Origin of the sequence: Pseudoalteromonas sp. APC 3495 (assembly GCF_030407645.1) — a bacterium.
GTDB classification, from domain to species: Bacteria; Pseudomonadota; Gammaproteobacteria; order Enterobacterales; family Alteromonadaceae; genus Pseudoalteromonas; species Pseudoalteromonas tetraodonis.
In genome coordinates this window covers 69,522-87,053 of record NZ_JASDDA010000012.1, presented here as the reverse complement: position 1 = coordinate 87,053, position 17,532 = coordinate 69,522, and the positions used below count along the sequence as shown (strand labels likewise).

At 41.1% G+C, this 17,532-nt stretch carries 12 protein-coding genes and 1 rRNA gene; 7 read left to right on the top strand and 6 right to left on the bottom strand.

Annotation, left to right across the window (positions count from 1 at the left end; genetic code table 11):
- The 3 genes from QL984_RS07395 to rhlB all read right to left on the bottom strand — a co-directional run.
- Window positions 1–1,001 (bottom strand): 16S ribosomal RNA (locus tag QL984_RS07395); the annotation flags it as partial.
- Between the two features lie 545 nt (window positions 1,002–1,546).
- Window positions 1,547–3,040 carry a guanosine-5'-triphosphate,3'-diphosphate diphosphatase gene (gene gppA / locus QL984_RS07390; RefSeq protein ID WP_036957158.1) on the bottom strand — a complete coding sequence of 498 codons (1,494 nt, stop codon included), beginning with the start codon at window positions 3,038–3,040 and terminating at the stop codon, window positions 1,547–1,549.
- A 45-nt stretch (window positions 3,041–3,085) separates the two neighbouring features.
- Entirely contained in the window at window positions 3,086–4,363 is a 1,278-nt protein-coding gene (rhlB, locus tag QL984_RS07385) for an ATP-dependent RNA helicase RhlB (RefSeq protein ID WP_010392673.1), read from the bottom strand.
- Window positions 4,364–4,454: 91 nt separating this feature from the next.
- On the opposite strand from rhlB, the gene trxA reads away from it, so the two are divergent.
- Both trxA and rho read left to right on the top strand, forming a co-directional pair.
- Window positions 4,455–4,781 carry a thioredoxin TrxA gene (gene trxA, locus QL984_RS07380; protein WP_013463750.1) on the top strand — a complete coding sequence of 109 codons (327 nt, stop codon included), beginning with the start codon at window positions 4,455–4,457 and terminating at the stop codon, window positions 4,779–4,781.
- Between the two features lie 188 nt (window positions 4,782–4,969).
- The gene (gene rho, locus QL984_RS07375) at window positions 4,970–6,229 is read left to right on the top strand and encodes a transcription termination factor Rho (RefSeq protein WP_013463749.1); all 1,260 of its coding nucleotides are present in this window, start codon (window positions 4,970–4,972) and stop codon (window positions 6,227–6,229) included.
- Window positions 6,230–6,308: 79 nt separating this feature from the next.
- Here rho and QL984_RS07370 read toward each other — a convergent pair whose 3' ends face one another.
- Window positions 6,309–9,131, bottom strand: coding sequence for a tetratricopeptide repeat protein (locus QL984_RS07370; RefSeq protein ID WP_128583783.1), 2,823 nt, complete (start codon window positions 9,129–9,131; stop codon window positions 6,309–6,311).
- A gap of 170 nt (window positions 9,132–9,301) precedes the next feature.
- Here QL984_RS07370 and QL984_RS07365 point away from each other — a divergent pair, with 170 nt between their 5' ends.
- Entirely contained in the window at window positions 9,302–9,883 is a 582-nt protein-coding gene (locus QL984_RS07365) for a DNA-J related domain-containing protein (protein ID WP_036957155.1), read from the top strand.
- 9 nt (window positions 9,884–9,892) lie between these two features.
- On the opposite strand, the gene dbpA is transcribed toward QL984_RS07365, so the two are convergent.
- Entirely contained in the window at window positions 9,893–11,281 is a 1,389-nt protein-coding gene (gene dbpA, locus QL984_RS07360; RefSeq protein ID WP_024601994.1) for an ATP-dependent RNA helicase DbpA, read from the bottom strand.
- Window positions 11,282–11,475: 194 nt separating this feature from the next.
- Here dbpA and QL984_RS07355 point away from each other — a divergent pair, with 194 nt between their 5' ends.
- The 3 genes from QL984_RS07355 (at window position 11,476) to QL984_RS07345 (ending at window position 16,140) form a co-directional block, all read left to right on the top strand.
- Window positions 11,476–13,551, top strand: coding sequence for a TonB-dependent receptor (locus QL984_RS07355; RefSeq protein WP_036957154.1), 2,076 nt, complete (start codon window positions 11,476–11,478; stop codon window positions 13,549–13,551).
- A gap of 157 nt (window positions 13,552–13,708) precedes the next feature.
- Window positions 13,709–15,112, top strand: coding sequence for a M20/M25/M40 family metallo-hydrolase (locus QL984_RS07350; RefSeq protein WP_138764494.1), 1,404 nt, complete (start codon window positions 13,709–13,711; stop codon window positions 15,110–15,112).
- Window positions 15,113–15,198: 86 nt separating this feature from the next.
- Window positions 15,199–16,140 carry a tetratricopeptide repeat protein gene (locus QL984_RS07345; RefSeq protein ID WP_036957151.1) on the top strand — a complete coding sequence of 314 codons (942 nt, stop codon included), beginning with the start codon at window positions 15,199–15,201 and terminating at the stop codon, window positions 16,138–16,140.
- A gap of 15 nt (window positions 16,141–16,155) precedes the next feature.
- Here QL984_RS07345 and QL984_RS07340 read toward each other — a convergent pair whose 3' ends face one another.
- Entirely contained in the window at window positions 16,156–17,076 is a 921-nt protein-coding gene (locus QL984_RS07340; RefSeq protein ID WP_036957149.1) for a DUF808 domain-containing protein, read from the bottom strand.
- 122 nt (window positions 17,077–17,198) lie between these two features.
- Between QL984_RS07340 and QL984_RS07335 the strand changes: the two genes are divergently transcribed.
- Window positions 17,199–17,477 (top strand): MliC family protein, encoded by a 279-nt coding sequence (locus QL984_RS07335; protein ID WP_013463741.1) that lies wholly within the window; start codon window positions 17,199–17,201, stop codon window positions 17,475–17,477.
- Window positions 17,478–17,532 lie beyond the last annotated feature (55 nt).

Genomic DNA, 17,532 nt, shown 5'->3' with positions numbered 1-17,532 from the left:
GTAAGTTCTCTGTATGTCAAGTGTAGGTAAGGTTCTTCGCGTTGCATCGAATTAAACCACATGCTCCACCGCTTGTGCGGGCCCCCGTCAATTCATTTGAGTTTTAACCTTGCGGCCGTACTCCCCAGGCGGTCTACTTAATGCGTTAGCTTTGAAAAACAGAACCGAGGTTCCGAGCTTCTAGTAGACATCGTTTACGGCGTGGACTACCAGGGTATCTAATCCTGTTTGCTCCCCACGCTTTCGTACATGAGCGTCAGTGTTGACCCAGGTGGCTGCCTTCGCCATCGGTATTCCTTCAGATCTCTACGCATTTCACCGCTACACCTGAAATTCTACCACCCTCTATCACACTCTAGTTTGCCAGTTCGAAATGCAGTTCCCAGGTTGAGCCCGGGGCTTTCACATCTCGCTTAACAAACCGCCTGCGTACGCTTTACGCCCAGTAATTCCGATTAACGCTCGCACCCTCCGTATTACCGCGGCTGCTGGCACGGAGTTAGCCGGTGCTTCTTCTGTCAGTAACGTCACAGCTAGCAGGTATTAACTACTAACCTTTCCTCCTGACTGAAAGTGCTTTACAACCCGAAGGCCTTCTTCACACACGCGGCATGGCTGCATCAGGCTTGCGCCCATTGTGCAATATTCCCCACTGCTGCCTCCCGTAGGAGTCTGGGCCGTGTCTCAGTCCCAGTGTGGCTGATCATCCTCTCAAACCAGCTAGGGATCGTCGCCTTGGTGAGCCATTACCTCACCAACTAGCTAATCCCACTTGGGCCAATCTAAAGGCGAGAGCCGAAGCCCCCTTTGGTCCGTAGACATTATGCGGTATTAGCAGTCGTTTCCAACTGTTGTCCCCCACCTCAAGGCATGTTCCCAAGCATTACTCACCCGTCCGCCGCTCGTCATCTTCTAGCAAGCTAGAAATGTTACCGCTCGACTTGCATGTGTTAGGCCTGCCGCCAGCGTTCAATCTGAGCCATGATCAAACTCTTCAATTAAAAAGTTTTATGTCTTTCGACAGCTCAATGAATTCTGAATTTATTTAATATCTTTCGATATTGAATTGACTGTGCTGCAATTCCTACCTAAGTAGTTATTGCTGTTGGTCACTCAGTTTAAATTGAGACTCTAAATTTGTTTGCCTCACTACCTGCTCAATAAAGAACGAAGTAGCTTGGCTGTTAGAACTCAATCTGTACGAGTGCCCACACAGATGATTGCTTTATATTGTTAAAGAACGTTGCGATTAAAGCGCTTAACTTTATCTCGCTAGGGCTGCGCATATTACGCTTTCCTATTTTTTTGTCAACACTTAATTTTGTTAAACTTGAAAGTTTTCGAAACTAAGTTTTACTCGACTCACTGAGTAGCTCGTGCCTCGCTATGCGTTGGCGTTCCCCGTCTCAGTGGGGTCGCATTATAGGGAGATCCGAAAACAGATCAACCCTTTTTTGAAGAAAACTTGAAATAAATGACTGTTCGAACAAAATTACAACTAAACGCTCATTTTAACCACTAAAAACTGTGGTAAAGAGCGGTTTAACTAGTTTACTTTAAGTTTCCAACCACATTTTTTCTGATACTTAATCTCTTGATTTAGCTCACTTGCCATTAATGGGTGGTTTTTTAACCAATCGTTTTCAAATTGAATAGCTAACTCTTCATTTTCAGCTGTTATCTTAAAGTTAGGCAAGACATCATCTTGGCGGCGCATAGATAAAATAACGGCAACACGTAATAGTCGAACGATATACGTTGCAACGTTACTGTGCGCACCTAAATGATCTAAACATCCTTTTTGAAGGTCTGAACGATGGCTGTTGGCAATCGCAACGATCACTTTGTGTTCTGATTGCGAAAAACCTGGCATATCGGTATTTTCTAAAATGTAAGCGGTATGTTTGTGGTATTGCTTGTACTCTATTAATAAACCAATCTCATGAAGTTGCGCCACCGCATTTAAAAGCGGTAATCCACTTAATGCTTCTATCGGCCAATAGTGATTAACCTCGCTAGCTAATTGTAAAGCTAAGCCGGATACTCGCGATGCTTGCTTTTGATCCACATGATAACGATTCATAAAACCATCAATAGTACGTTGACGAATGTCGTTATTATGCAGTTCCGGTAGCATGCTATATAAAACACCTTCACGAAGCGCGCCACCAGCCAATCCCATTTGTTCTATTTCTAGTGACTCAAACAGTGCAATTAAGATAGCCAGCCCAGATACAAACACTAAACGTCGCTCTTCACTTAACCCTGGCAAGTCGAGTTCAGCTATAGTCTCATAAGCAATAGATTGTTGTTTAATGGTGTATAGCTTTTCAAGGGTGAGCATTTCATTTAAATTTTGTGCCACCATGATTTCTTGAATAGCTTGTACGGTCCCTGACGCACCAGAGGCAAGTTGCCAACCAGCCGTTTTATACTCAGGTGCTATTTCATCAATAACAGTACGCGCGGCATTAATAGCAGTATTAAAGTTTGCTTCATTTAACTGGCAATCTTTAAAGTAGCGTTCAAGGTAAGTAACACACCCTATATTAAGGCTTTTATAGTGACGTGCTTCAAAGCCTTGACCAATCACCACTTCAGTACTCGCACCACCAATATCAATAACTAGCTGTTTGCCCGCACATGAAGAAGTGTGCGCAACTCCTTTGTAAATAGTTCGCGCTTCTAGCTCACCACTAATAACATTAACTTTATGGCCTAATATTTTTTCAGCATGTAATTTAAAGTCGTCGGCGTTGGTTGCTAAACGAAGTGTTGCAGTGGCAACAATGGTGATGTTTTTCTTGGGAATATCTTGCAAACGTTCCGCAAACAAGGCCAAACACTCCCAGCCTCGTTGCATAGCCTCTAAGCTCAATAGATTATTATCATCAAGCCCAGCGGCGAGTCTTACTTTGCGTTTGACGCGACCTATTGTTTGCAAGCCACCCGCCACTGATTTGGCAATAAGCATATGAAAGCTATTTGAGCCCAAATCAATGACTGCATATACATTTTTTTGCGGTTTAAGTTGCCCCACCGTTCAAAAACCTCTAGTTACGAATACTATCAAACTAACGGTCGGTTAAGACCGTCCTTTTTGGTAACCATTATTTGGGCGACGTCCGTTGTTATTACTACGATTACGTGGACCGGTAGAAAAATTACGTTTTCTGTGAATAGTCGGCTTAGTCAAATCATCTAGCAATGCACTTTTATCGTAATGCGATAAAGGGATGCTGTGCTCGATGTACTCTTCAATTTCATGAAGGTTATAAGCATACTGCTCACACGCAAAGCTAATTGCATGACCCGAAGCGCCTGCACGAGCTGTACGACCAATACGGTGAACGTAATCTTCGCAATCATCAGGTAAGTCAAAGTTAAATACATGACTTACTTCTGGAATATGTAAACCACGCGCAGCAACATCGGTAGCCACTAAAAAGTCTAGCTCGCCTTTACTAAATTGCGCGAGTATTGATTGACGTTTCTTTTGGTTTACATCACCGGTGAGCATACCCACTCGATGTCCATCTGCTTTTAACCATGCATACACAGTTTCACAGCTGTGTTTGGTATTTGCAAAAACAATGGCTTTCTCAGGCCATTCTTCTTCAATCAAGGTTAACAACAGCTTAATTTTATCTTCTTGTGAAGGATGAAATAGCTCTTCTTGAATACGCTTACCCGTTTTTACATCGGGTTCTATTTGCACATGCTCTGGGTTTGTCATGTGTTCAAATGCAAGCTCTTGTACACGATACGACAGTGTGGCAGAGAATAATAAGTTTAAACGTTCTGATGTATCCGGCATACGACGGAACATATAACGGATATCTTTAATAAAGCCTAAATCGAACATACGATCGGCTTCATCTAGCACGACTACCTCAATTTCATTAAGGGTGTAACAGCCTTGCTTGTACAGATCTATTAGGCGACCTGTAGTACCAATTAAAATATCAACGCCTTTTTCTAGTTGTGCACGTTGTTTTTCGTAATCTTCGCCACCATATACTAAACCTAAGTTAAGATTACAGTGCGGCGCTAAAATTTTTGCATCTTTGTGTATCTGAATCGCAAGCTCCCGAGTTGGGGCCATGATCAGGGCTCTTGGATGTTTACTAGGTGCTTTGCTAGATTGTAATAACCGGTGGCATGTGGCGGTTAAAAACGCCAACGTTTTGCCTGTACCTGTTTGTGCTTGGCCCGCAATATCGCGCCCTTCACAAATAAACGGTAGGCATTTAGCTTGAATGGGTGTGCAATATTCAAACCCACTTTCGGTTAACCCGGCAACCACTTCCGGTGCAATAGCAAAGTCTGAAAACTTTTTATCGGTCAAATGTGTCTTAGTCATAGCGTTTAAGCATAACGTTTAAACTTGCAATAAGAAACAAGAGTGTTTAAATACGCACTAAATATTTCGCCTAACTAAACCGGAGAGCGCAATGAGCGAGAAAATAATCCAAATTACCGACGATAGCTTTGAAGCTGACGTATTACAATCAGACAAACCTGTACTAGTAGACTTTTGGGCTGAATGGTGCGGACCGTGTAAAATGATCGCCCCAATTCTAAGCGAAGTTGCTGAGGAATTTGATGGCCGTGTAACGATTACTAAATTAAACATTGACCAAAACGCAGGTACTCCACCTAAATTTGGTATTCGTGGTATTCCTACACTACTACTTTTCAAAGATGGTCAAGTGGCTGCAACTAAAGTAGGCGCACTATCAAAAACACAATTAGTTGAGTTTTTAGAAAACAACATCTAAGTGTAAATTTATAAAAAAAGGGCGCTCAGCCCTTTTTTTATTATTTATTTTACAGAAGTACTGGACGCTGCAGTAATGACCTGCTAGTTTATAAAGCCAACTAATCCTTAGTTATATTCAACAAACCTCACTCAACGATCTAATAAAGCGATTTTGAGTATGACAACTGTAATAAAGAACCCACCAATATGCATTTACGCGAATTAAAAGACAAGTCTATAAAAGAGCTTGTAAACTTAGCTGAGTCCATGGGGCTCGAAAACGTAGCCCGCTTAAGAAAGCAAGACATTATTTTTGCTATTCTTAAATCCCATGCCAAAGGCGGAGAGAATATCTTCGGCGGTGGTGTATTAGAAATTTTGCAAGATGGTTTTGGCTTTTTAAGATCATCAGAAGCTTCTTACTTAGCTGGCCCAGATGATATTTATGTATCTCCAAGCCAAATTCGCCGTTTTAGTATGCGTACTGGCGACTCTATTTCAGGTCTTATTCGTCCGCCGAAAGATGGTGAGCGTTACTTTGCTTTACTTAAAGTAAACGAAGTTAATTTTGATAAACCTGAAAACTCTCGCACTAAAATACTTTTTGAAAACCTGACACCACTACATGCAAACGAACGTTTTCGTATGGAACGTGGTAACGGCAGTAAAGAAGATATTACCGCACGAGTTCTTGATTTAGCGTCACCCATTGGCCGCGGCCAACGTGGTTTATTAGTAGCACCGCCAAAAGCGGGTAAAACCATGTTGCTACAAAATATTGCGCAATCAATCACACATAACCACCCTGATGTTACATTAATGGTTTTACTTATTGATGAACGTCCGGAAGAAGTGACTGAGATGCAACGCCTAGTAAAAGGTGAAGTTATTGCATCAACATTCGATGAACCAGCATCTCGCCATGTACAGGTTGCTGAAATGGTTATCGAAAAAGCAAAGCGCTTAGTTGAGCACAAAAAAGACGTGGTGATTTTACTTGATTCAATCACACGTTTAGCACGTGCTTACAACACCGTTATTCCATCATCAGGTAAAGTATTGACCGGTGGTGTTGATGCTAATGCATTACATAAGCCTAAACGTTTCTTTGGTGCTGCACGTAACGTTGAAGAAGGCGGTAGCTTAACAATTATTGCGACTGCGCTTATTGATACCGGCTCTAAAATGGATGAAGTTATCTACGAAGAGTTTAAGGGTACGGGTAACATGGAACTACACCTTAACCGTAAAATTGCGGAAAAACGTGTATTCCCAGCTATCGACTTTAACCGTTCTGGTACGCGTCGTGAAGAATTACTTACTAAGCCTGATGAGCTCCAAAAGCTGTGGATTTTACGTAAGATAGTCCATGACATGTCAGAAATTGATGCCATGGAATTTTTAATCGATAAACTATCGATGAGTAAAACCAACGATGAGTTTTTTGATTCGATGAAACGTCAGTAATCTGAACGCTGGTTAAATAAACGTTTTTAAATAAAAAAGACACCAGATGGTGTCTTTTTTATTTTTAGAGTAAATCAGCTTATCCGTATTGCTTAAGCAGTACCAGCAAGTCATTTACTAATGTTGTTAACTTTTGAGTGTTAATTTGTGACTGAAGTAATTCATCATCTAGTGCTTTTGCCACTAATGCTATTTCTTTAAACTCAAACATTTGTGCCGCACCTAAAACTCGGTGGCTATCTTTTTGCAGCGATTTATAATCTCCAACTTTAAAATGCTGTTCAATTAGCTCACTTTCTGTAATCAGGCTTTGTTTAAAACTCGCTACTAAATCACTCATATCTACATGGATACTTTCTGTCGATGAATCCTCATTTGCTGAGCTTAAGTATTTAGCTAAAACAGTGTAAAAAGATTCTTTGTCTATTGGTTTTGCTAAATAATCGCTAAAACCAAGTGATAAGTAGTGGTCAATCTCGTGGCTCATGGCATTGGCCGTTAACGCTAAAATAGGCTGCTCATAGCCACATTGTTTGAGTAGTTCAAACGCAGAAATACCATCCATAACGGGCATTTGAATATCTAAAAGCACCAAATCCGGATACAGTTTTAAACTTTGCTCTACGGCTTGCTCACCATTTTCAACGGCAATCACTTCAAGTCCTAGGGAGTGTAAATAACGACTGATCAGTTTGCGGTTATCACTGTGATCCTCAGCAAGCACCACCTTACCGGATAACAACCTATGCCCTGCAGCCGATTTAGCCTGCATATCATCGTGGCAAACTTGCTCTTCAACTTGTATACAAGGCAAATAGAACGAAAACTCACTGCCCTTTTTAAACTCACTCTGCACGCTAATATAGCCACCCATCATCGCTGCTAACTGCTGCGACAAACTCAAGCCCAAACCGGTACCGCCAAAACGTCGGCTAATGCTGTTATCTGCTTGACTAAAGCATTCAAAAATAAGCTTAAGCTGTGAGGAGCTCATACCAATTCCGGTATCTTGAATACAAAAGAGCAGCCCTTGATCCGTTTTGCTAACAGCAATTGTTACGTGCCCCTTATGAGTAAACTTAATGGCATTGGCGCATAAATTAATAAGTATTTGTTTTACTCGAGTTAAATCTAGCCGCGTAAAATAGGTATCACCTAACTGACTCTCTAATATCAGTGACAAGCCTTTCGCTTTAGTTTGTGGAGAAAACATAGCATGAACATCGTTGATCAATTGCACCATATCAAAACAGCTAATGTTAAGTTCTAGCCTGTTTGCTTCGATTTTACTTAAATCAAGCACATCATTAATCAGGCTTCTTAAATGCTCACTTTGTCGTTGTATTACCCTAAGCTCATCTTGTAATTGCTCAGCCTTATACTGACCACTAATAAGATCGTCAGTTTGCGCCAAAATAGCGGTTAATGGCGTTCTAATTTCATGGCTTATATTCGCTAAAAACTGGCTTTTAACCTCGTTAGCTTCACGCAGTTCTTGCGCCACACTTTGCAGCTCTTTGGTGCGCTGTTCAACTTGCTCACTCAGCTTTAACTTCGCTTGTTTTTCTGTTCGGCGTTTATAAACAGCAATTACTGTAATTAAAATCAATATGGCAACAATCACCAATAAGAACGTCAGCTGTGAACGTTTAGCTATTTGTAATTCTTGTAAGTATTGTTGCTGTTTTAATTGTTTAATTTCTTGGTTTAGCTGATTTGATTCAAACTGAATTTGAAATTGACTGACCGCTTTTGAGGCTTCTTCGGTATTAACACTGCGCTGATAATCAACATACTGTTGATGCAAATTTAACGCTTTTTCATAATCCCCTAAGCTAGCATGGATCAGCGCTTCAACCCCCAAACCATCTTTTATGCGCATGCCATTATTATACTCTTTGGCAAGCGTAATTGAACGCTCTGAGGTTTCTTTGGCATTTTCTGTATCGCCTTGCACAAATTGAACAGTCGATAACACGTGTAAGGCAGCCGCTAGTAACGACTTATTATCAGCCTCAAGTGCAAACTGTTGCCCTGCATTAGCATGATATAACGCGACATCAAATTTATTTAATTTAAGATTAATTGTGGCTAAATTGGTGTGCTTAGTCGAAAGCTGAAAGGCGTTATTAACACTTTGATAGTAGCGCAAAGCTAATTGGTTGTAATGCAACGCTAACTGGTACTGCCTCGATTCAGTGTACGCCACACCCATGTTACCGTATACCTGCGCAACCCCATCGTCATCACCAAGCTCTTGAAAAACTTTTAAAACCTCACGATACATCTCAAGCGCGGACTCATACCGAGAGAGACGAATATAAATACCGGCGATATTATGTAATATATCGGCTTTATCTTGTGCGCTCCCCTCTTTTTCATAAATGACTTTGGCTTGCTGATAATAGTCGAGGGCTAGCTCCATGTTATACATATCAAAGTAAGCGAGCCCAATATTACTGAGTAAGTTAGCCTGTTTAATCGGGCTTTTAAGGGTAATGGCAATGTTTAACGCGCGATTATAATCAACGACCGCTTGTTGCACTAACCCTTGATAATAAAGCACCACGCCTTGCATTTTAATTGCACGAAAATAAAGTTTTGGCTGTTCTTTGAGGGTGCTATTCGCCTCTAGTAATTTAAAATACTTTAGTGCATTAGCTAAATCACTCTGTGTAAACGCCAGCTCCGCTAAGTCACTGTAAATGGTCACGCGTTGTAAATTTGGAAGATCAGGGTTAGCTAATATGTCTGTTGCAAGGCGGTGCTTTTTAGTCCATGTTTGCTCAAGATCGAACTGCTCAAACAAACTTGTCTGCTCATTGGATAAAGCGTCGTTTGATGCACCACTCAGTACAACCAAAAGACCAATAAAGCAGATGCGCTTTAACCGAGTCAGCATAAAAATATCCTTTAATCCTTGCTAGCCATAATAAAATGACACCCAAACAATATGTAAACATCTAATTTAGACCAATATAAAACAGGCATTCACGCCCACTCCTTGGGGTTTAATGTTACTTAGGTGTATGATAATTTGTTCAAGATACACCAATTAATAGATTGTAAACAATGCTTAACCCACTGATAGATGAGATTTTTGAACTATTAATCAATAATAAAGTGTGGATGGTTCATACTTTAGCATCGGAACTAAAAGAACGTGGGTTACTTGATACCTTAGCCGCTGATCCCGAGCGTGATTTATTTAAACGTAATTTTTTAATTATGAATGCACTTTATCAGCTACAGCAGCAAGTCATGCCAAAACAGCAGCTACTGATTAAAAGTTTACACATTGAACTGGTGAGCGACCCTCGCCAAAACCAACTTCACCCAAACGATCCGCTGCGTGACTACTACTTAAACTGGCAAAACTTTGAAACATCAACAGCAGAAATTAACGCATTATTAGATAGCTTTTGGCAACGTTTCAGTAAGCCTAAACAACATGAAGCGCCTTTAAGTGCTCAGCAACATCAGCAATTAATCGCTCGCTGGCAATTAGTACAACCAATTACCTTAAAAACATTACAAAAGCGTTGGCGACAACTAGCCGTTCAGCATCATCCAGACAAACAAGGGGGTGATAATGAAGTGTTTAAACAATTAAAAATGGAATATGAGCAACTCAAGGCGAGCTGCTCATCTTAAAACGTAAAACTAGCGCGTCAGGCGACGAGCACGGATTTTACGCCCTTTAATATTGCCTTCGGTTAATTTACGTAACGCGGGTTTAGATGAGTTACGCTCTACCGCGACAAAAGCCACGTTATCAAGTACATTAATTTTACCCACTTGGCGCCCTGCTATACCATCTTTACCTGTTAATGCGCCTAAAATGTCGCCGGCACGCACTTTTTGCTTTTTGCCTGCATCTATCATCAATGTCACCATTTCAGGTTTGTATGGAGGCTTATCTAATAGGTTATAAGATGGCATTGGCTCAGGGGTAAAATCACGCTCATAGTGGTCACCAATTTGCGCTACTTTAAATTGCTCAGCATCACCGTAAATAGAACACGCAATGCCTTTTTTGCCCGCTCGCCCGGTACGCCCTACACGGTGAACATGCGTTTGTGGATCATGCGCTAAGTGATAGTTAATTACCATGTCCATATCATCAATATCTAAGCCGCGTGCTGCTACATCGGTTGCCACTAAAATAGACGCACTCTTATTGGCAAAATGAATCAGTGTACGCTCACGGTCACGCTGCTCTAAATCGCCATGCAATGCAACGGCGCTGAAGCCTTCATCGGCTAAATCATCACATACTTGCTGTGTTTCTACCTTGGTATTACAAAACACCACACAACTTTGTGGGGTAAATTTAAGTAATAGTAATTTAAGGGTTGGATAACGTTGCTTATTATTATCCATTTTATAGAAGTATTGCTTGATAGTGCTTTTTTCTTGCTGCTCTTCTACTTTAATCATTTCAGGGTTGCTCAGAACACGCTTTGCAATGGCTTCTATTGATTTTGGAAAAGTCGCGCTAAATAACAATGTTTGACGATTTGTTGGAATACACTCAATTATGGCATCGAGGGTGTCTTGAAAACCCATATCAAGCATTTGGTCAGCTTCATCAAGTACCAGCGTTTCAACATCATCTAAGCGCAATGTACCTTTACGAATATGGTCGTCAACTCGCCCTGGTGTACCTACAATAATATGCGCACCATGTTCAAGTGAGCCAATTTGAGGACCAATTGATACCCCGCCACACAAAGTTAAAATTTTAATATTATGAATACCGCGTGCTAATTTGCGCATTTCAACCGCTACCTGCTCTGCAAGCTCACGGGTTGGGCACAGCACTAACGACTGAATACGAAAGCGTTTAACATTCAGCTTGGCTAAAACGCCTAGACTAAATGCCGCTGTTTTACCTGAGCCTGTTTTAGCTTGGGCAATAATATCTTTACCACTTAAAACAGGAGGCAGGCTTTGTGCCTGTACAGGAGTCATTTGGGTGTAGCCGAGTGTTGATAAATTATCAACTAACCCAGAAGGTAAGGCCAACGATGAAAAAGCAGTTGCAGTCACAGTAAATTCCATAGCAAAAAAATAACTTGAGAAAAGTCTCAATAAATATGCGGCTAATAATAGCAGATTTAACAATTAGCAACCATTAACAACGCACGATAAAAAGTGCAAATAAAGATATTGCAAATGATAGTTATTTTCATTAAGATCTGCGGCGTTTTACTATTCTAATAACTCTAAGCCGGAAGCTACTAATGAAACTTAACCCACTTTTTATCGCACTTTTAGCCAGTACCTCTGCAAATGTATTCGCTAACACCGCAAATATAGAGCGCATTGAAGTAAAAGGCAGTTACTTCAACGACTACAGAGTAGATAATGCCAGTGGGGCAATGAGAACCTCAACCTCATTACTCGATACCGCACAATCAGTCACTGTTATTACAGATACAATTGTAAATGAGCAACTAGCAACCACCTTAGGTGAAGTACTAAGTAACGATGCGAGTTTAACGCCAGGATCTAAGCAACGTAATCGTGAAGTATTTAACTTACGTGGTTTTGAGTTAAGTTCATCAACCGGCTACCTGCGTGATGGCCACCAGCATTGGTCGCACTATCAACAACCCATTGAAATTTTAGAGCAAGTTGAAGTAATTAAAGGACCATCGAGTATTTTGTACGGCCAATCGGGCCCTGGCGGCTTAGTAAATATGGTGACCAAAAAGCCAACCGCACAAACGTTATTTAATGCCAGTGCCGATGTCGATCAACATGGCTCAACTCGCTTTATGCTTGATGCTGGCGGCGCATTGACTGAAGCTGAAGATTTACGTGCCCGTGGCGTATTAGTAAAACAAGATGTTGAATATTGGCGTGAGTATCAAAACGGTGATAACCGCGAACGCGATCGTTTTTTAGGTGCATTAGTGGTTGATTACGATATTAGCGATAATGCCTTAGTACGTGTTCACTATGACCGTACCGATGACGAAGCAGGTCTGGATACGGGGGCTTGGATCGATAATGATGCTAATATCATTGGTAACGATAAAACAATTCGTGACATGTCTTGGGCCTTTACCGACATCACCGTTGAAAACATGGGCATTGATTTTAATGTATTTTTAGCCGATAACTGGCAAGTAAAACTTGGCTACAATGAACAAACATTTGAGCGCCAGCGTTTTGAGTCAGCACCACGTAAGCCAAGTGACTTTATCGAAGGCGATAGTTATCAGTCACGCCCTTACGATCGCTTTGATGATTGGCAATTTAAAACTGCTTTTATCGACTTTATTGGCGAATTTGAAACCGTGGGTGTGCATCATCAATTATTAATAGGCGCTAATTCACTGGATTATTACTACGGCCAATTACGCACATCTGCTGATGCAATTAATTTTTCTGCCGGTCAAAATGAGCCTAATCGCCCTAATATAAGTTACAAATCAGATGATACTATTAGCTCATCTGCCTACGATTACTACGGGATTTATATTCAAGATTTGATTTCGTTCTCGCCTAAATGGCAACTATCACTGGGTGGTCGTTACGATAAACAAAGTAAAGAAAACAGCAATAACGAATCGTTCGTACCTAAGGTCGGCGTACTTTACCATCCAAATGCATCAGCAACCGTATACGCAAGTTACTCGGAAGGATTTGAGCCGCAAAACGAAACATTAGAAAATGAAAATGATGTTAATAATGGCATGAAACTCGATGCCATTACCTCTGAGCAACGAGAAGTTGGGGTTAAATGGCAACTGTTTGATGATCGATTAATGCTTAGCGGCGCCCTATTTGATATTAGTAAAACAGGCACCTTAGTGAGCGAAAATCTGATTAACCCTATTGGTGATATAACCAGTATAACCACGCAAGCAGGTGAACAACGCCATAAAGGCTTTGAACTTTCTGCACAAGGTGCTGCTACCGATCGTTTATTTGTTATGGCATCAACCATGTATTTAGATGCTAACTATGAACGAGATGAAGAATTAGAAGGTAAGCGCCCAACCGATGCGCCAAAGTGGTCAGCCTCACTTTGGACCCGTTATGAACTCAACGACGCCATTGCTTTTAATGCCGGCGCTTTTTATGAAGGTGAACGTTTTGCCGATAATGCCAATACAGTAACAAAACAGGGATATACCCGTGTTGATGTTGGCGCAACATACGCACTTAAGGTAAGTAATACAGATATTAACCTGCGTTTAAACATTGAAAACTTATTCGATAAAAACTACCTAGCCGGTGGTGGATTAAATAACGTGACGGTAGGTGAAGGCACAAACGTGCGTTTAGCAGCGCAATTTAGCTTTTAAATACAAACTTTAAAAACCCATAGCCCACCTCAATTTGAGGTGGGCTTTTTTTTGAACTGACTTTTGAACCCACTGAATAGCCTACTCATCTCATCTATTTTTTATCCTGTTTGTTACATGCTTTAATGGTGTTAATCATTACAAAGGCTCTCTGAATATGAAACAATTGCTCACAGCACTCCTATTTACCACCAGCATGACGGTAAGCGCCAACAACAGTGAATTCACTACAAAACAGCTACAACAAGTAGATGAGGTGCGCACCACCGCCCTTAAAAGTGATTTAAGCTATCAATTACTAGAATCACTCACCACTGAAATAGGCCCGCGCCTACCAGGCACCGAAAACGATAAGAAAGCCGTTGCTTGGGCAAAAGCAAAGTTTGATGAATTGGGCTTTGATAAAGTCTGGTTAGAAGAAGCAACCTTCCCTGAATGGCGTCGCTATAGCGAAAGCGGAAAAATACTCACTCCAAGCGAGCAACCTCTGCATTTAACAGCACTGGGTAACAGCATTAGTACACCCAAAGAGGGGATCAGTGCACCTGTCGTCTTATTCGAAACCCTTGACGAATTAAAAGCTGCACCGGCGAATAGCTTAAAAGGTAAAATTGCTTATATTAATTACCGTATGAACCGTGATATTGACGGCAATGGTTATGGCCCCGCGGTAAAAGCCCGTGCTACCGGAGCAATTGAAGCAGCTAAAAAAGGCGCCGTTGCCTATATGATGCGCTCAGTTAGCACTGGCCACCATCGCTTTGCACATACCGGCGGTAGCTATTATAAAGAAGGGGTAACTAAAATACCTAACGTGACTATTGCCAATCCTGATGCTGACCAAATAGCACGATTAGTCACATTAAACAAAGACGTGTCGGTTAATATTAATGTACAAACCGAAAACCTAGGCGAGGGCACTGGTTATAACGTCATTGGCCAATTTAATGGTACTGAAAACCCTGAGCAATATGTACTTATTGGTGGGCACTTAGATTCGTGGGATTTAGGTACTGGCGCTCTGGATGATGGCGCTGGCGTTGCCTTAACCATGGCAGCAGCAAAGCATATTAGTGATGTAAAACGTCCTAAGCGCAGTATTCGCGTTGTGCTTTTTGCAGCTGAAGAACTCGGCCTTTGGGGCGCAAAAGCGTATTTTGCAAAGCATAAAAATGAGCTTAATAACATTGTGGCTGCTGCAGAGTCTGACTTTGGTGCTGATGTAGTTTATGGCTTTGAATCAAATGTAAACGCAGCTTCACTGCCAGTAGTGCGCGCGATTGCCAAAGAGCTTGCGCCATTAAATATTGAATACATTGGCCAAAATGAAGCTAAAGGCGGCCCCGATCTCATCCCATTTAAAAATGCAGTTTCTGCGCCTATTTTTGAACTGGCACAAGATGGTACTGACTACTTTGATTACCACCATACAGCGGATGACACCCTTGATAAAGTAACCCCCGCTAAACTTCGTCAAAACACCGCTGCTTATGCTGTATTTGCGTTAATGGCCGCCGACGCTAAAACGACCATTAAGCCAAAAGCACGCACTAAAGAGTAACTGACATAATTACTTACAGTTTGCTGCTTTAACTAATACGCTCATTGTTTTAACTTAAAGAGAATTAAAACAGGGAGCGTATTTTCATGCTGCTTTTCAATACCAGTCAGTCTTTTCCTCATTTTACACAAGTACAGTGTTGCCCTAATTGCAAAAGTAACAGCTATCACTTAGTTAACCAAAGCCGCTTTTTGCGCTTTACTATTCTTCCTATATTTCCGATAAAGTTGAGCTATAAACGCGAGTGCTATCAATGTGGACATTGTGAGCCTACAAGCATTAAAAAGTTACCCCTGTTCGAAAAGCTAAGCCTACCCAAATACTGTATTGGGTTAGTTTTATTGCTGTGGGTATTGTTATTTTTTTACCAAAAACACCTTAATGCTGAGGCGCTAAAACAAAGTTATTTAACCAACCCCAAAGCCTACGATACCTATTTAGTAAAGGCCGATAAATTCACTCATGAACCGTGGACACTGACTAATTTAAAAGTAGCGCAAGTGCTGAGCTTTGATCAGCAATTTATAACGTTTCAGGTGAGTAATTACAGCTATAAGCGCAGCAGTGCTATAACCACAGCAATGCGTGCAAGTTTATTAGTGCAAAGAGATTACTTTTCGTCTAAAACCATCACCCTACCTCGTAATGAAATAAAACGCTTATACAAGGATGACATTATATTCGACGTGCTGCGCCCCTATGCAAATAGTTTATATGGGGGGTTTGTGATGTTTCCGCCACAGCCAAAACCTTTATATAAAGGAGTAAAGCTCGATAAAAATAATCAACAAGGAATTATGTACCACAAAGATGAGCAATACGATGAGGCGCTAGAAAGCTTTGCTCTTGCAGCGCAAACAGGTTCTCAATGGGGGCAACTAAATCTGGCGCAAATGTATCGCGACGGGCAAGGCACAGAGAAAAACGCCCCACAAGCTATTTATTGGTACAAAAAAGCCATTGCTCAAGGTAATAGCAAAGCTAAACACGAGCTTGAGCAATTATGTAAAAGTGCACAATGTGAATAATGTAAAGTAGCGCGATTACGCCGCGCTATTATGGGTTTTAAAGAGCTTAGTATAGGTTACATGCATAATAACAATAACCAAACCCGCAACCACACCAAGTAAGCCATCAAATACTAAAGGGGCTAGCATCTCACCTACCCCACCTAAAGTTGACTGGGCGTAATGTGTGATATCAATCTGCGTATGATGCAGTAACTCAACACCATGCACTAAAATTCCACCCCCCACTAAAAACATGGCGATTGTACCTGCAAAGGCTAAAAACTGCATAAGTCGGGGAGCTGCTGCAAGTAGGCCTTTACCCAGTAATTCTTTAAATTTATTCGCAGAGAGTTTTGATTGGTTAAGTAAATACAATCCTGCATCATCAAGTTTTACAATTCCAGCTACCAGCCCATAAACACCAATTGTCATGATGATGGCAATAACACTTAGCACCAGTGCTTGATTCATTAACGTAGCCCCAGCCACAGTCCCTAAGGTAATTACAATAATTTCAGCAGACAGAATAAAGTCAGTACGAATAGCACCTTTTACTTTTTGCCTTTCATATTCAACTAAATCTAACTTTTCATCATCATCTATCGTTTCCTCATGGTGAGGTAAAAAGCGAGCAAATACTTTTTCAGCGCCTTCAAAACATAAAAATAAACCACCCATCATCAAAAGTGGCGTAATTAGCCAAGGCAACCACACACTAATTAATAACGCAGCAGGGACTAATATCGCTTTATTTAAAAACGACCCTTTTGCCACCGCCCATACTACCGGCAGCTCTCTATCGGCAGTGACCCCTGTAACTTGCTGCGCATTGAGCGCCAAGTCATCTCCTAGTACGCCTGCCGTTTTTTTAGTCGCAACTTTACTCATGGTCGCAATATCATCAAGTAAGGTCGTTATATCATCAAGTAATGTTAAGAGGTTAGTGCCAGCCATGATATTCCCTAGCTAAAAATAAGAGCTTAAACATAACGTAAAGCCTTATTTTCACCAACGGTTAATTTAGCTTTGCTAAGCTCTTAATTAACCAAGCGACTAAATAAGTAAAACACAGCCTAATGAAACACTACGCCATTACTATTGCTTTAATAGCCCTGGTTGCATGCAATGAGCAACCCATTACAACAAACTACATGTGCGATAACACCGCTGCACAGCTAGATATTATTAGCAACAAACAGGCGACGCTCCGCTTTAATAAGCATGATTATTTATTAACTCATGAGGTGAGTGCCTCTGGTAGCAAATATATTAATACCAAGGTACTGTTTTGGAGTAAGGGCGAGCAAGCTATGCTAATAATTAACGGTAAAAAATATCAATGCACAAGCAATTAACCACTAACTAACAACATATTAAAAAACTTGCTACACTAACAAAAGTCTTAATACT

What these genes read in the sequence shown, in the direction of transcription:
- rhlB (WP_010392673.1), bottom strand. Translation starts at nt 4,363, where the DNA reads ATGACTAAGACACATTTGACCGATAAAAAGTTTTCAGACTTTGCTATT.
- QL984_RS07350 (WP_138764494.1), top strand. Translation starts at nt 13,709, where the DNA reads ATGAAACAATTGCTCACAGCACTCCTATTTACCACCAGCATGACGGTA.
- rho (WP_013463749.1), top strand. Translation starts at nt 4,970, where the DNA reads ATGCATTTACGCGAATTAAAAGACAAGTCTATAAAAGAGCTTGTAAAC.
- QL984_RS07340 (WP_036957149.1), bottom strand. Translation starts at nt 17,076, where the DNA reads ATGGCTGGCACTAACCTCTTAACATTACTTGATGATATAACGACCTTA.
- QL984_RS07355 (WP_036957154.1), top strand. Translation starts at nt 11,476, where the DNA reads ATGAAACTTAACCCACTTTTTATCGCACTTTTAGCCAGTACCTCTGCA.
- QL984_RS07365 (WP_036957155.1), top strand. Translation starts at nt 9,302, where the DNA reads ATGCTTAACCCACTGATAGATGAGATTTTTGAACTATTAATCAATAAT.
- QL984_RS07335 (WP_013463741.1), top strand. Translation starts at nt 17,199, where the DNA reads ATGAAACACTACGCCATTACTATTGCTTTAATAGCCCTGGTTGCATGC.
- QL984_RS07345 (WP_036957151.1), top strand. Translation starts at nt 15,199, where the DNA reads ATGCTGCTTTTCAATACCAGTCAGTCTTTTCCTCATTTTACACAAGTA.
- QL984_RS07370 (WP_128583783.1), bottom strand. Translation starts at nt 9,131, where the DNA reads ATGCTGACTCGGTTAAAGCGCATCTGCTTTATTGGTCTTTTGGTTGTA.
- trxA (WP_013463750.1), top strand. Translation starts at nt 4,455, where the DNA reads ATGAGCGAGAAAATAATCCAAATTACCGACGATAGCTTTGAAGCTGAC.